Origin of the sequence: Paenibacillus herberti, assembly GCF_002233675.1 — a bacterium.
In the GTDB taxonomy this organism is placed as follows: domain Bacteria; phylum Bacillota; class Bacilli; order Paenibacillales; family Paenibacillaceae; genus Paenibacillus_O; species Paenibacillus_O herberti.
Map to the genome: position 1 here is coordinate 1,204,210 of NZ_NMUQ01000001.1, position 13,339 is coordinate 1,217,548.

Consider the following 13,339-nt stretch of genomic DNA (forward strand, 5'->3'; position numbering starts at 1 on the left):
TAACCTGACATAAGCTGTCGCTCCATGGAAATTCCAGGATGAGGAGGGGGATTTATGTCTGCATGGGACCGTACAACAAGCAGGGAACAAGTGTTGACCCGAATTAGGAAATTGGCTGAGATCGGGAAAATCAGTGATACAGGTGTAAGCCGGCTGGCGATGACGCCGCTTGACCGTCAGGCGGTCGAGCTAGCGCGTCAATGGATGAAAGAAGCGGGAATGAGCGTGCGGCTTGACGCCGCCGGCAACCTGATCGGACGGCTTGAAAGCCCGGTCGCTCCCGATGCTCCTGTGCTCATGCTGGGCTCCCATCTCGATACGCAGCCCTATGCAGGGCGGTTCGATGGCATCATTGGTGTGCTTGGGGCAATCGAAGCTGTACATGCTTTTGTCTCCGAAGGGCTGGTGCCGCAGCGGCCGATTGAGGTTGTCGCTTTCTCTGATGAAGAGGGATGTCGCTTCAATAAAGGGATTTTCGGCTCCAGGGCGATGGTCGGCCGTTTAGAGGAAGGGGAACTGGAACGCGTCGATGGGGATGGGATCACAAGAAGTGAGGCGCTTTCCATTTTTGGCGGCGATTCCGCGCGGTTGGACGAGGCTAAGTATGCGAAAGGAAGCATCGCTGCTTACCTTGAGCTTCATATCGAACAAGGTCCGGTGCTGGAATCACTGGACGCAGCATGTGGTCTTGTCACCGGCATCAGCGGTCCGCTCTGGTTGACGGTGGAACTGCATGGCTTTGCCGGTCATGCCGGCTCTGTGCCGATGAGTATGCGGCGAGATGCGCTCGCAGGAGCCGCCCGCATCATCGCTGGTCTCCAGGATCTTGTGCGAGCAGAAGCCGGAACGCCTGCTGTCGGCACAGCAGGTACGCTGCAGCTTTTTCCCGGCTCGCGTAACATCATCCCCGAAAGAGTTCAGTTCACGATTGATCTGCGCGACATGGACATGGAACGGCGAAATCGCCTGGAGGCCAAGCTCCGTGAGCTAATTGACGAAGTTGCCGCGGACAACGGCCTCACCTACTCGATTCGCGAAGATACGAACAGTCCGCCTCGCTACTGCGATCCTGAATTAATGGATGTTATTCGCTTGGAGGCTAACGGCATGGGACTCCAGCTGCCAGAGCTGATGAGCGGCCCATTCCATGACGCGCTTGCGCTATCCTACGCCTGTCCCTATGCGATGATTTTTGTAAGGTCCAAGGACGGAATCAGTCACAATCCGCAGGAATACTCCAGTGCTGATGACATTGCAGAGGGCGTGGAGCTGCTCTATCGTACGATGAGATCACTGGCCCTGTCGATCCAGGGAGAGAGGAGCGGAGGCAAATGGGAATCCACCACAGCATAAGTGACGATCCGACAGTACCGGCTGCTTTTAGAGAGATGGTACCGCCATTATCGCGAGCAGCAGCCGCCGAAGAATCGAACCGCTGCCTGTACTGTTATGATGCGCCGTGTATTAAGGCTTGTCCTACGAGCATTAACATCCCCTCCTTCATCAAAAGAATCGCCACCGGGAACACCGAGGGGGCGGCTTATGCCATTATGGATGCAAATCCGGTCGGCGCCAGCTGCGCCAGAGTATGTCCGACCGAGCTGCTCTGCGAGGGAGCTTGTGTGCTGCACGACACCTCTACGCCGATTACGATTGGCCGATTGCAGCGCTACGCGACCGATTATGCGGCAAGCGAGGGGCTGCAGCTTTTTGCTCCGGGAGCGTCTACTGGCTTGTCAGCTGGAGTTATCGGTAGCGGTCCGGCCGGTTTATCTGCCGCTCGCGAGCTTGCCCGGTACGGCTTCAATGTGGAGATCTACGAAGCGAAGCCGGTTGCCGGCGGCCTGGACAGCACTGGCATTGTCAGCTTCAGGTTGCCGCAGCATGTCCCAGCCTGGGAAGTTGAGCAGGTTGAAGCGCTCGGCGTAAAAGTCCACACGGGTACGCGAATTGGCAGCACGATCAGCGTGCAGCAACTGCTGGATCGGCATGACACGGTTGTACTGGCCGCAGGCATGGGTTATGTGCCACCGCTCGGCATGGAAGGCGAGGAGCTGGACGGTGTTCATGATGCAATACGACTTGTGGAAGCGACGAAGTCCGGTCGGATGCCAACTTCTCTGGCTGGAGCAAGAGTAGCGGTCATCGGGGCAGGCAATACGGCAATTGATGCGGCAACTTGCAGCATGCGGCTTGGAGCAAGCGGTGTCAAAATCGTTTACAGGCGCACGGCGGCGGAAATGACCGCTTATCCGTTTGAATTCGAATTTGCCAAGCAAGAAGGAATCGAGTTCGCTTGGTTGACACAGCCAATGCGCATCGTCGGAGATGAGGCTGGCAAAGTCGCCGGGCTGGAATGCATCCGCTTGGAGCCGGATGGCCGCATCGGGGCTGACGGACGTCGCCTTACCGCTCCCGTACCTGATTCCACTTTCCTTATGGAGGTGGATGCGGTTGTATTCGCGACCGGCCAACAACGGCTCATTCCGCTTGCCGAGCAATTGGGAATCCAACATGAGAATGGGATTCCAGAAGTCAATCCGCTGACAGGTTTGACTTCCAATCCCCGTATTTATGCGGCTGGCGACATTTTGCAAGGCACGGGAGCGGGTGAGGCTACCGTTGTATCTGCGGCCGAACAGGGTAAACGGGCTGCCGCCGCCATCGCACTCGCCTTTTTGGGAGAATCCTATCCCGACTTCAAGAGGGAGCCCTCCTCTGCGAAAGCAGCAGGAAGCGTGCAAGCCCGTTTACGATAATTTGAAGGAATGGAGGTAGAGTCGTATGGCAGATTTGTCCATATCCCTGGCGGGAATTCGCTCGCCTAATCCGTTCTGGCTGGCCTCCGCGCCGCCGACCAATACCGGTTACCAGGTGCAGCGTGCCTTTGAGGCGGGCTGGGGCGGAGCGGTCTGGAAAACGCTCGGTGAGCCGATTATCAACACTTCCTCACGCTTCGCAGCTGTGCATTATGGGGGAAGAAGGGTAGCCGGCTTCAATAATATCGAACTTATCTCCGATCGACCGCTTGAAGTCAATCTTAAAGAGATTCGCGAAACAAAGAAGCGTTTTCCAAATCATGCGCTGGTCGCATCGCTCATGGTGGAGCCAACTCGCCAGAAATGGCATGAAATCGTCAAGCGGGTTGAGGATGCAGGCGTCGACGGGTTAGAGCTGAACTTCGGCTGTCCGCATGGCATGGCGGAGCGGGGCATGGGAGCAGCCTCTGGTCAACAACCGGATTTGGTCGAAAAGCAAACGATGTGGGCCAAAGAAGCCGCCCGCACGCCGGTCATCGTTAAGCTCACGCCTAATATTACGGATATTACCGTCACCGCGCGGCATGCCGTGCTTGGAGGAGCTGACGCCGTCAGCCTCATTAATACGATCAACAGCCTCGCTGGCGTCGATCTGGAATCATGGAACACAATCCCTCATGTCGGCGGCAAAGGTGCACATGGCGGCTATTGTGGGCCTGCTGTGAAGCCAATTGCACTGAACATGTTGGCCGAATGTGCTCGCGATCCCCGAGTAAACGTGCCGATGTCCGGCATTGGTGGCATTTCTACCTGGGAGGACGCCGTGGAGTTCATGCTTATGGGCGCGACCGGCGTTCAAGTGTGTACAGCGGCGATGCATCACGGCTTCCGCATTGTGGAGGAAATGGTGGACGGTCTGAACCGCTATCTGGATCGCAAAGGACTGGCCTCCGTCACCGAGCTGACTGGAAAAAGCGTATCCCGTTACTCGGACTGGGGCGAGCTGGATTTGAATTACCGAGTCGTCGCGCGTATCCATCAGGATACCTGCATCAACTGCAACAAATGCCATATTGCTTGCGAGGACACCTCGCATCAATGTATCGATATGCTTACCGGCAGCAGCGGCCGTCCTTATTTGCAGGTGCGGGAGGATGATTGCGTAGGCTGTAATCTTTGCTCGATCGTTTGTCCAGTTGATGGCGCAATCGAGATGGTCGAGCTGCCGGCAGCGGCGCCGATGCTTACATGGAATGAACGGCAGCGGGTGCTGGCTAAGCTTGGAGCAGATTCCATTGAAGCGGAGGCGGTTGAGGGATGAAGAGCTCCAAAGTCATTCAAGGAGGCACGGTTGTCACATCCGGGTCGATCACCGTTGCCGATATCCGGATTGAGGATGGCGTCATCACGGCGATAGGGAGTCAACTGGACACAACGGGAGCCGAAACGGTTGATGCGGCTGGATTGTACGTGTTCCCAGGCGGCATCGATCCACACACTCATCTGGACATGCCTTTTGGCGGCACGGTTACAGCGGATGACTTTGAAAGCGGTACGATCGCCGCGGCGTTTGGCGGCACGACGACGGTCATCGACTTTTGCTTGACTGAGCGCGGCAAGCCACTCACGGACGCAATCAGCACCTGGCATGCCAAGGCTGACGGCAAAGCCGTCATCGACTACGGCTTCCATCTCATGGTCGCCGAGGCCGGAGAGGCTGTATTGGCCGAGCTGCCAACGATCATCGAACAAGAGGGCATAACCTCGCTGAAGGTGTTCATGGCTTACAAAAATGTGTTCCAAGCCGATGACGGCACTCTGTTCCGTACGCTGCAGCTGGCGCGTGAAGAGGGAGCGCTTGTGATGGTGCATGCCGAAAACGGCGACGTCATCGATAGGCTCATCGAGGAGGCGCTGGAAAATGGGCAAACCGAACCCATTTATCATGCTCTTACTCGTCCTCCTCAGCTTGAAGGTGAAGCAACCGGCCGCGCTGCCGAGCTCGCTGGATTAGCGGATGCTCCGCTCTATGTTGTCCATGTCACCTGCGCGCAGGCGGTTGAAAGAATCGCTTCAGCCCGCTCACGCGGGCTGCGCATTTACGGTGAAACCTGTCCACAATATTTAACGTTGGATGTGACTGCGCTGGAAGGACCAGGCTTCGAGGGCGCCAAGTATGTTTGGTCGCCTCCACTGCGAGAAGCTTGGCATCAGAAAGCCCTGTGGGACGCGCTGGCTTCAGGCACGCTGCAGACGCTCGGCTCCGATCAATGCTCGTTCAACTATAAGGGACAGAAGGAGCTTGGCCTCGGCGACTTCTCCAAAATTCCGAACGGCGGTCCGACAATCGAGGATCGATTCAGCATTCTCTATTCGGAGGGCGTAGCCAAAGGTAGAATAGATCTGCATCAATTCGTCAATATCGTTTCCACGGCAAGCGCTAAGCTGTTCGGCCTTTTTCCGCGCAAAGGAACAATTGCCGTAGGCAGCGATGCGGATCTGGTGTTATTCGATCCAGCGGTCAGCCGCAAATTGTCCGTGAAGGATCATCATTTGCGCGTGGACTACAGTGCTTTTGAAGGTTTGCCCCTTCAAGGTGAACCGGTATCTGTGCTAGTACGCGGCGAGTTTGTCATTCGCGATCGAGAATTTGTTGGCACGGTTGGCAGCGGCAAATACTTGAAGCGGGAGCGCTTTGGCCAAAGCTCTAACATCCTATCGCCGCATTCATCTGCTTCTGCTTCGACAGGAGGAATTAGAGGATGAGTAGTTATGAGGAATATGCGGAGGAGAAGCAATTGCTGGATGGGCTGGTCGAAGAGGGACGTCGGATTGTTGAGATAAAAGAGGATTTGGACGGCGCGGTTGTGCTATTCTCGGCGCCCCCGGAAGGTTCGGTCCGGGAGGCCGCAGGATCGATCAGCCTGAGGCTGAGCACCGCAGATGCTCGCAAACATGTAGCGGTGCTATTAATAAGACAGCAAGCAGTTCCACAGGAGTTGTAAGCTTTCAGACGGTCATTATTATGCTGTAAAAGGATTAGACTCTATCATATGGAGTAACATTCAGCTTTAAGCTGACGTCGATTATTATATCGGGTCAGCTTTTTTAGCTTTTATGAGGAGTTTCGACGGTCGAAATCCACTATTAACTTTTAAACCTACCTAAATGACCTAAAAGGGATGAAGCCCATGAAGTTGTTTAAAGTCCTACTGTTGCTAATAGTTTCACTAACAGCGGGTTGCTCCACTCCATCTAAACAGGAGGTATTGGATTACTTAAGCTCGGACTCCAACAATCGATATCTAATTCACTTATTTTATGAAGGATCACCAGGTCAACTTGATGATGAATTAAATGTATTTTGAAATTCAAAAAAAGAGTATTATTTGAAAATCATACAGGGCATTCAGCTTTACGATATAGAAGTGGAAAGCAACAAGGACAAAGCGGATGCGATAGGTATTGAAAACTTCCCTTGTTTCATTGTAATGAATGACGAAAAAATCGTGTTAAAAACAACAGAACTATCTGATGTTCAGGCTTTCTTCGGACAGCTGGTTCCATAAGGAGCAAAGTGGGGACTGGCAGCGGCCGATGAAAGTAGACAACCTGCCCAGTGGTTAGTATAATTAGCAGTCCTTTTTTGACATTATAAGGTAGCATGCTTTCCTTGAGTTTGATTGAACATATGATTAAAGTGTGTTTTACATTTGTTCAATCGGATGATATGATGATGTCAGTTTATGAATTGGGGTGGATATGGAATGCAACAGGCACAATTGGCAGCAATGATCGATCATACTTTGCTTCGCGCGGACGCAACTATCACTGAGATGGCGCGGCTCGTAGAAGAGGCGAAAACCTACGAATTCGCTTCTGTATGCGTCAATCCGACTTGGGTGCCTTACGCGGCAGCCGAGCTGAACGGCTCGAAGGTCAAAGTATGCACGGTCATCGGTTTTCCTCTAGGAGCTTCCACCAGCCGTACGAAGGCATTTGAAACATCCGATGCAATTGCTGGAGGAGCAACGGAGATTGATATGGTTATTAACATCGGTGCGCTCAAGGACGGTCGCGATGACGAAGTAGAATCTGATATTCGCGCTGTTGTAGAGGCTGCTGCTGGCAAAGCTATCGTGAAAGTCATTATCGAGTCTTGTCTGCTGAGTGATGACGAGAAGGTTCGGGCATGCGAGCGCGCGGTACGTGCGGGAGCAGACTTTGTGAAAACGTCGACTGGGTTCTCCACCGGAGGCGCTACAGTTGAGGACATCGCGCTCATGCGCCGCACGGTTGGTCCTGACATCGGCGTAAAAGCTTCCGGCGGCGTGCGCAGCCTGGAAGACATGCAGCGCATGATTGCTGCCGGTGCCACGAGAATCGGCGCCAGCTCCGGCGTGAAGATTATGGAAGGCGGACGTTCCGAAACCTCCTATTAATTTCCGGCGGATGCGGATTATCCCCAATCGGGATTGTCCGGGCTGAATGAAGGCTTTTATTACAGCCGGATAAACCGCAAGGTTTTCCGGCTGTTTGACATTGTATGGATGGACTCTGAGTCCATCCCGTATCAGTCATCAGGCGGAGGGAAAATCAGAATCCGCTTGCTTGATCCAATGAGAGCGTTTCCGTTATGATGGCACAGTATTTAGATTGAGGAAGGGAATTGATGATGATGTTCAAACGCATTCATCTTGTCGTTATGGATTCTGTCGGCATTGGAACAGCTCCCGATGGGGCTGCTTTCGGGGACTTCGATGTTGATACGCTCGGTCATATTGCCGAAGCGACAGACGGTTTATATATGCCTAGTATGGGCAGTCTTGGACTTGCAAACATTAAGCCTTTCAAGGGAATTGAACCGGCCGATAAGCCTCTCGGCTTTTATGGACGAATGCAGGAGGCTTCCAGCGGCAAAGATACGATGACGGGTCACTGGGAGATGATGGGACTGCGGATCGATACGCCATTCCGCGTATTCGAGAATGGTTTCCCGCAAGAGCTTATTTCCCGGATTGAGGAGCACACTGGCCGTAAAGTAATTGGCAACAAGCCAGCCAGCGGCACGGAAATTATCGACGAGCTCGGAGAAGAGCATGTACGCACGGGCGCTCTAATCGTGTATACTTCGGCCGACTCGGTGCTCCAGATTGCTGCGCATGAAGATATCGTGCCGCTGCAAGAGCTGTATTCCATTTGCGAATTCTGCCGTGAGATTACGCTTGAAGATCCCTATATGTTAGGGCGCATCATCGCCCGGCCGTTCATTGGCGAGTCAGGGTCCTTCAAGCGCACGGCAGGACGTCATGATTACGCGCTGAAGCCTTTCCAGCCTACGGTAATGAATACGCTCAAGGATGCCGGTCTCGACGTTGTCGCAATCGGTAAAATCTCCGATATTTTCGACGGAGAAGGCGTGACGCGCAGCATCCGTACTGCTTCCAACCAAGAGGGCATGGAGCGCTTGGTCGAAGTATGCGGGGAATCGTTTAACGGGATCAGCTTCCTGAATTTGGTGGACTTTGATGCGCTCTACGGCCATCGCCGCGATCCGGCAGGTTATGGCAAAGCGTTGGAAGAGTACGATGCGGGGCTGCCGGCTGTGCTGGAGCGCCTAACAGAGGACGATCTGCTCATCATCACTGCTGACCATGGCAACGATCCAACCTATACAGGAACCGATCATACTCGCGAATATGTACCGCTAATTGTGTATTCCCCTCGTTTCGAGGGCGGTCGCGAGCTGCCGCTGCGGCTTACATTTGCAGATGTGGGCGCGACAGTTGCAGACAACTTCGGCGTAACGCTGCCCCAGCATGGCAAGAGTTTCCTTGACGAGCTGTCGAGCAACTAACATTCCAATGGACGGGTTAGACCAGATACCGCTTCGGGTAAACCCCGAGATGTCCTTGAGAGGAGAATGGATATGAGCGTGCATATTGGAGCTAAAGAGGGGCAGATCGCTGAAACAGTACTGCTTCCTGGAGATCCGCTGAGAGCTAAATATATCGCTGAGACCTACCTGACTGATATTGAGCTTTACAATGAAGTTAGGGGAATGCTCGGTTTTACGGGCAACTACAAAGGAAAACGCATTTCCGTGCAAGGCTCAGGTATGGGGCTGCCTTCGATCAGTATTTATGCGAATGAGTTGATCCGCAACTACGGCGTCCGCAATCTGATTCGCGTTGGTACTTGTGGAGCGATGCAGCATGAGGTGAATGTGCGCGACGTCATATTAGCTCAGGCCAGCTGTACGGATTCCAGCATGAACCGCAATCAGTTTCTGGGATACGACTTCGCGCCAATTGCCAGCTTTACGCTGCTTAAGTCTGCTTATGAACATGCCGTGAGCGCAGGAGTAAACGTTCATGTCGGCAATATTTACAGCACCGATGTGTTCTACAAGGAAGATACAACAGCTGTTCAACGGTTGATGGACCACGGAGTGCTCGGTGTCGAAATGGAAACAACAGCTCTCTATACGATTGCAGCACGGCATGGAATACAAGCGCTGACGGTGTTGGCCGCCAGTGATCATCTGCTAACGGGTGAGGAGACGACCGCGGCTGAGCGCCAGTCATCCTTCAACGAAATGATGGTAATCGCGCTTGATACAGCCGCGGATATTCCTCTGTCCAAATAGGTGGAGGGGATTGCGCCAGCTATTCAAATACAAAGAGGTAATATAATTAATGACGTGAATAACCATGTTCCGACAAATGCGTAATCCGCTGTCAATTAACGTTGTTAATTGTCGCGATTCCTGCAACCACGCCACTTTTATAAAATTAATGACATAAATCATTCATGAGCTTAACTAACGGAGGGTATCCATAATGAGAATGGTAGATCTGATTGAGAAAAAAAGAGATGGTCATGAGCTTACGACGGAAGAGATTCGCTTTGTTATCGAAGGTTATACCCACGACGAGATTCCTGATTACCAGGTAAGTGCTTTGGCGATGGCTATTTTCTTCCGTGATATGAACGATCGGGAGCGCGCAGATTTGACGTTAGCGATGGTAGAATCCGGTGAGACAATTGATCTTTCGGATATTCGCGGCGTTAAAGTCGATAAACACTCGACCGGCGGCGTGGGCGATACGACTACTCTTGTGCTGGCTCCGCTCGTTGCTGCGGCTGGAATTCCGGTTGCCAAAATGTCCGGACGTGGGCTTGGCCATACGGGTGGAACGCTCGACAAGCTAGAAGCTATTCCAGGCTTCCATATCGAGTTGAGCCGTGAAGAGTTCGCTAGCCTCGTCAATGAATCGCTTATCGCGGTAATTGGACAATCCGGCAATCTGACTCCAGCCGACAAAAAGCTGTATGCTTTGCGTGATGTTACCGCCACAGTTGAGTCGATTCCGCTCATCGCAAGCTCCATTATGAGCAAGAAGATTGCTTCTGGCGCGGATGCTATTGTGCTTGATGTCAAAACAGGCGCAGGCGCTTTCATGAAGGACGAGGAGGATGCTCGTCGCTTGGCTTCCGCGATGGTTGCGATTGGCAACCAGGTTGGACGTAATACGATGGCGGTCATTTCCGATATGAGCCAGCCGCTCGGTTACGCAATCGGCAACTCTCTTGAAGTGCAGGAAGCGATCGATACGCTGCGCGGCGAAGGCCCAGCGGATCTGCTGGAGCTTTGCCTGGCGCTTGGCAGCCAGATGGTCTTCCTCGGTGGAGGAGCTGCTTCTCTTGAAGAAGCGGAGGAGCTGTTGAAGGAGCTTTTGACAAACGGTAAAGCACTGGAAAAATTCAAAGAATTCATCCGCAATCAAGGCGGCAATCCAGCTGTTGTCGACGATCCAAGCTTGCTGCCGCAAGCACCGTACCGGATCGAGCTGCCTGCACGCCAGAATGGCTTTGTATCTCAGATGATCGCAGATGAAATCGGAACGGCAGCGATGGTACTTGGAGCCGGACGCGCGACTAAGGAATCGGTTATCGATCTGTCGGTAGGGCTGATGTTGAACAAAAAAGTGGGGGATTCCGTCAAAGTGGGCGAGTCTCTCGTGACAATCCATGCCAACCAAGAGGATGTAGCTGATGTTATGGAACGTCTATACGCGGCTATCGAGATTTCCGCACAAGCGGAGACTCCACTGCTCGTGCGTGGAGTCGTAACAGGCGTGGAGGGAAGCAAGGCATGAAGATGAGTGCTGCGTGGAAGGAAAAGCTGGATCGCAGCTATATTCTTGACAGGCTGCAGCAGTTGTTAGAAACGCCAAGCCCAAGCGGTTATTGCCACGATATTATGAAGCTGCTCTCTGCCGAGGTTTCACGCCTCGGCTTTGAGCTGAAGCTTACGCCGAAGGGCAACGGGCTCATTAATCTGGGAGGTAGTGAGAGCGGGGAACCACTGCTGCTGACCGCTCATGTGGACACACTTGGCGCGATGGTTCGCGCTGTAAAGTCCGATGGCAAACTTCGGATGACTCCGATTGGCGGCTACGATATGTCGACAGTTGAGGGAGAATATTGCCTTGTACATACGCGGGGCGGTAAAATCTATGAAGGCACCGTCCTCTCTACGATGCCTTCTGTTCATGTCTATCCTGAATCTCGTTCACAGAAGCGCGACGACGCTTCTATGGAAGTTCGGCTCGACGTTGATACGATAAGCCGCGCGGATACGCTCGCTCTGGACATTGCGCCAGGTGACTTTATCTCTTGGGATCCACGGGTAAGGATTTTGCCGGATGGATGGGTGAAATCACGCCATCTGGATGACAAAGCCAGCGTTGCGGCTCTGCTCGGTATTCTTGAGACCGTGCACAGAGAAGGGCTCAAGCTTAACCGCCCGGTTAAGCTGCTCATTTCAACCTATGAGGAAGTTGGACATGGCAGCTCCTGGATTCCAGAGGACATCGTAGAGATGATTGCCGTCGACATGGGAGCAATGGGGGATGATCTTAGCGCGACCGAGAAGGATGTTTCCATCTGCGCTAAGGATTCCTCCGGGCCGTATGACTACGGAATGACCTCGCGGCTCATTGAGCTGGCCACAAGCCAGGAGATCCCGCATGAGGTCGATATTTACCCGTTCTACGGCTCTGACGCCAGTGCAGCGCTTAGAGGCGGCGCAAACATTCGTGCTGCGCTCATTGGGCCGGGAGTCCATGCCTCCCATGGCATGGAACGCACGCATGCTGACGCAATAGTGGGAACGGCGGCGTTATTGCTGGCATACATCATGGAATAAAGCTGGGCTGCTCCCCCTATGGAGCGGTCCGGCAACAGGATCAGGAGGGAGCAAGTCTTGGCGCAGCTTTACTATAAGTACGGAACGATGAACAGTGGTAAGTCCTTTGAGATTATCAAAGTGGCTCATAATTATGAGGAGCAGGGCAAAGCCGTGCTGATCTTTTCTCCGGCAATGGACACTCGCAGCGGTAAGGATGAGGTTGGTTCGCGAGTCGGTTTTACTCGTAAAGCAATTCCTGTTGCGGCGGATACCGACCTTTACAGCGAGGTGCTGACGCATCAGCCGGCAGACGGCCCGAAGCAGATCTATTGCGTCTTGATCGATGAGGCTCAGTTTCTCAATCGGGGTCATATCGACCAACTAACACGCGTCGTTGACGAGCTAGATGTACCGGTTATGGCGTTCGGCTTGAAAAACGATTTCCGCAACGAACTGTTCGAAGGCAGCTATTATCTGCTGGCTCAAGCGGACAAGATTGAGGAGATTAAGACGATCTGCTGGTTTTGCGACCGCAAGGCAACGATGGTCATCCGCTTTCAGGGGGGAATTCCTGTCAACGAAGGGGCACAGATCCAAATCGGAGGCAACGACGATTACAAGCCGGTTTGCCGCAAATGTTACAAGGCTGCTTTTGCCGGATCGAAGAGCTAGGGGTCATAAACGTACTGCATAACGAAAAACCTCCGCGAGCCGAAACAATCGGCAGATGGAGGTTTTTTTCTACTTCACGATATCAACGATTGCGTCCTTTGTTCTTTTTGGCCTTACGACTTAACCATAAAATCCATATGCCTACTCCCGCTACAGCGATCGCAGCCATAACATAAAACGCAATCGCATATAGCCTGTCCTCAAACGGTGTTATCATGTGAAATCGCCTCCTGTATCTCTTTATATTTTTTACCCATGATGGGACATTTTAAGCCCTATTAAGCTGCGGAACATTTTTGTCCCTTTGGAATATGAATACGGATAAAGATGTTTTCCATTACCGGCAGGGAAGGTCAGTGGACCATGAGAGCGCATGAATTCGTTATTCAAAGGGACTTCCATCGGGAGGATCTCACTCGGCTGTCAGGGGAGGCGGCACGTTTTCAATCCGACATCAAGCTTGAATTTTGCAGCGGTGATAATTGCAATATCGTTGATGTTAAAAGCCTGCTAGGCATGCTCTTGCTGCCGATCCGTATGGGAACCCCGGTGATGCTTCGCGTCGAGGGCAAGGATGAGGGGGCGGCATTTTCCTACATGCTTGAGGAACTGGCCAAATAATCCAAGCCCAGTTGCAGCTCAGCGGGATCAGGAGGGCTTATGAGTTGGATTCACGCCTTAACGCTGTGCAAAAAGGGAATCGTCCTAACTT

The 13,339-nt window shown here is 53.0% G+C and carries 14 protein-coding genes; 13 read left to right on the plus strand and 1 reads right to left on the minus strand.

The window, feature by feature from the left end; all coding sequences use genetic code 11:
- The first annotated feature begins 54 nt into the window (after positions 1-54).
- From CGZ75_RS05550 to CGZ75_RS05605, 12 genes are all read left to right on the plus strand, one after another.
- Positions 55-1,353 (plus strand): M20 family metallo-hydrolase, encoded by a 1,299-nt coding sequence (locus CGZ75_RS05550; RefSeq protein WP_089523250.1) that lies wholly within the window; start codon positions 55-57, stop codon positions 1,351-1,353.
- The gene (locus CGZ75_RS05555; protein WP_089523251.1) at positions 1,332-2,759 is read left to right on the plus strand and encodes an NAD(P)-dependent oxidoreductase; all 1,428 of its coding nucleotides are present in this window, start codon (positions 1,332-1,334) and stop codon (positions 2,757-2,759) included. The genes CGZ75_RS05550 and CGZ75_RS05555 overlap by 22 nt, the downstream gene beginning before the upstream one ends.
- Before the next feature lie 25 nt (positions 2,760-2,784).
- The gene (gene preA, locus CGZ75_RS05560; RefSeq protein ID WP_089523252.1) at positions 2,785-4,080 is read left to right on the plus strand and encodes an NAD-dependent dihydropyrimidine dehydrogenase subunit PreA; all 1,296 of its coding nucleotides are present in this window, start codon (positions 2,785-2,787) and stop codon (positions 4,078-4,080) included.
- Complete coding sequence (gene hydA / locus CGZ75_RS05565; RefSeq protein ID WP_089523253.1) at positions 4,077-5,525, plus strand: dihydropyrimidinase; 1,449 nt, start codon at positions 4,077-4,079, stop codon at positions 5,523-5,525. Before preA ends, hydA begins: the two co-directional genes overlap by 4 nt.
- Positions 5,522-5,764: a hypothetical protein gene (locus tag CGZ75_RS05570; protein ID WP_089523254.1), complete on the plus strand. Its 243-nt coding sequence runs from the start codon at positions 5,522-5,524 to the stop codon at positions 5,762-5,764. The genes hydA and CGZ75_RS05570 overlap by 4 nt, the downstream gene beginning before the upstream one ends.
- A gap of 384 nt (positions 5,765-6,148) precedes the next feature.
- Positions 6,149-6,328 (plus strand): hypothetical protein, encoded by a 180-nt coding sequence (locus CGZ75_RS25085; protein WP_089523255.1) that lies wholly within the window; start codon positions 6,149-6,151, stop codon positions 6,326-6,328.
- Positions 6,329-6,526: 198 nt separating this feature from the next.
- Positions 6,527-7,201, plus strand: a complete 675-nt coding sequence (gene deoC, locus CGZ75_RS05580) for a deoxyribose-phosphate aldolase (protein ID WP_089523256.1) — start codon at positions 6,527-6,529, stop codon at positions 7,199-7,201.
- A gap of 230 nt (positions 7,202-7,431) precedes the next feature.
- Entirely contained in the window at positions 7,432-8,616 is a 1,185-nt protein-coding gene (deoB, locus tag CGZ75_RS05585) for a phosphopentomutase (protein ID WP_089523257.1), read from the plus strand.
- Between the two features lie 72 nt (positions 8,617-8,688).
- A complete protein-coding gene (deoD, locus tag CGZ75_RS05590) occupies positions 8,689-9,408 on the plus strand; it encodes a purine-nucleoside phosphorylase (protein WP_089523258.1) in 720 nt (239 codons plus the stop codon).
- Between the two features lie 193 nt (positions 9,409-9,601).
- On the plus strand, positions 9,602-10,921 hold the full coding sequence (locus tag CGZ75_RS05595) for a pyrimidine-nucleoside phosphorylase (RefSeq protein WP_089523259.1): 1,320 nt from the start codon (positions 9,602-9,604) through the stop codon (positions 10,919-10,921).
- A complete protein-coding gene (locus CGZ75_RS05600; RefSeq protein WP_245850710.1) occupies positions 10,918-11,973 on the plus strand; it encodes a M42 family metallopeptidase in 1,056 nt (351 codons plus the stop codon). Before CGZ75_RS05595 ends, CGZ75_RS05600 begins: the two co-directional genes overlap by 4 nt.
- 57 nt (positions 11,974-12,030) lie before the next feature.
- Entirely contained in the window at positions 12,031-12,627 is a 597-nt protein-coding gene (locus CGZ75_RS05605; protein ID WP_089523260.1) for a thymidine kinase, read from the plus strand.
- Positions 12,628-12,709: 82 nt separating this feature from the next.
- Here the strand turns inward: CGZ75_RS05605 and CGZ75_RS26150 are convergent, their stop codons facing one another.
- Positions 12,710-12,844, minus strand: a complete 135-nt coding sequence (locus CGZ75_RS26150; RefSeq protein WP_281255097.1) for a hypothetical protein — start codon at positions 12,842-12,844, stop codon at positions 12,710-12,712.
- Between the two features lie 146 nt (positions 12,845-12,990).
- Here CGZ75_RS26150 and CGZ75_RS05610 point away from each other — a divergent pair, with 146 nt between their 5' ends.
- Positions 12,991-13,248 carry an HPr family phosphocarrier protein gene (locus CGZ75_RS05610; RefSeq protein WP_089523261.1) on the plus strand — a complete coding sequence of 86 codons (258 nt, stop codon included), beginning with the start codon at positions 12,991-12,993 and terminating at the stop codon, positions 13,246-13,248.
- Positions 13,249-13,339 lie beyond the last annotated feature (91 nt).

Coding starts and splice junctions, on each gene's coding strand:
- CGZ75_RS05550 (WP_089523250.1), top strand. CDS start 55: ATGTCTGCATGGGACCGTACAACAAGCAGGGAACAAGTGTTGACCCGA.
- CGZ75_RS05555 (WP_089523251.1), top strand. CDS start 1,332: ATGGGAATCCACCACAGCATAAGTGACGATCCGACAGTACCGGCTGCT.
- preA (WP_089523252.1), top strand. CDS start 2,785: ATGGCAGATTTGTCCATATCCCTGGCGGGAATTCGCTCGCCTAATCCG.
- hydA (WP_089523253.1), top strand. CDS start 4,077: ATGAAGAGCTCCAAAGTCATTCAAGGAGGCACGGTTGTCACATCCGGG.
- CGZ75_RS05570 (WP_089523254.1), top strand. CDS start 5,522: ATGAGTAGTTATGAGGAATATGCGGAGGAGAAGCAATTGCTGGATGGG.
- deoC (WP_089523256.1), top strand. CDS start 6,527: ATGCAACAGGCACAATTGGCAGCAATGATCGATCATACTTTGCTTCGC.
- deoB (WP_089523257.1), top strand. CDS start 7,432: ATGATGATGTTCAAACGCATTCATCTTGTCGTTATGGATTCTGTCGGC.
- deoD (WP_089523258.1), top strand. CDS start 8,689: ATGAGCGTGCATATTGGAGCTAAAGAGGGGCAGATCGCTGAAACAGTA.
- CGZ75_RS05595 (WP_089523259.1), top strand. CDS start 9,602: ATGAGAATGGTAGATCTGATTGAGAAAAAAAGAGATGGTCATGAGCTT.
- CGZ75_RS05600 (WP_245850710.1), top strand. CDS start 10,918: ATGAAGATGAGTGCTGCGTGGAAGGAAAAGCTGGATCGCAGCTATATT.
- CGZ75_RS26150 (WP_281255097.1), bottom strand. CDS start 12,844: ATGATAACACCGTTTGAGGACAGGCTATATGCGATTGCGTTTTATGTT.
- CGZ75_RS05610 (WP_089523261.1), top strand. CDS start 12,991: ATGAGAGCGCATGAATTCGTTATTCAAAGGGACTTCCATCGGGAGGAT.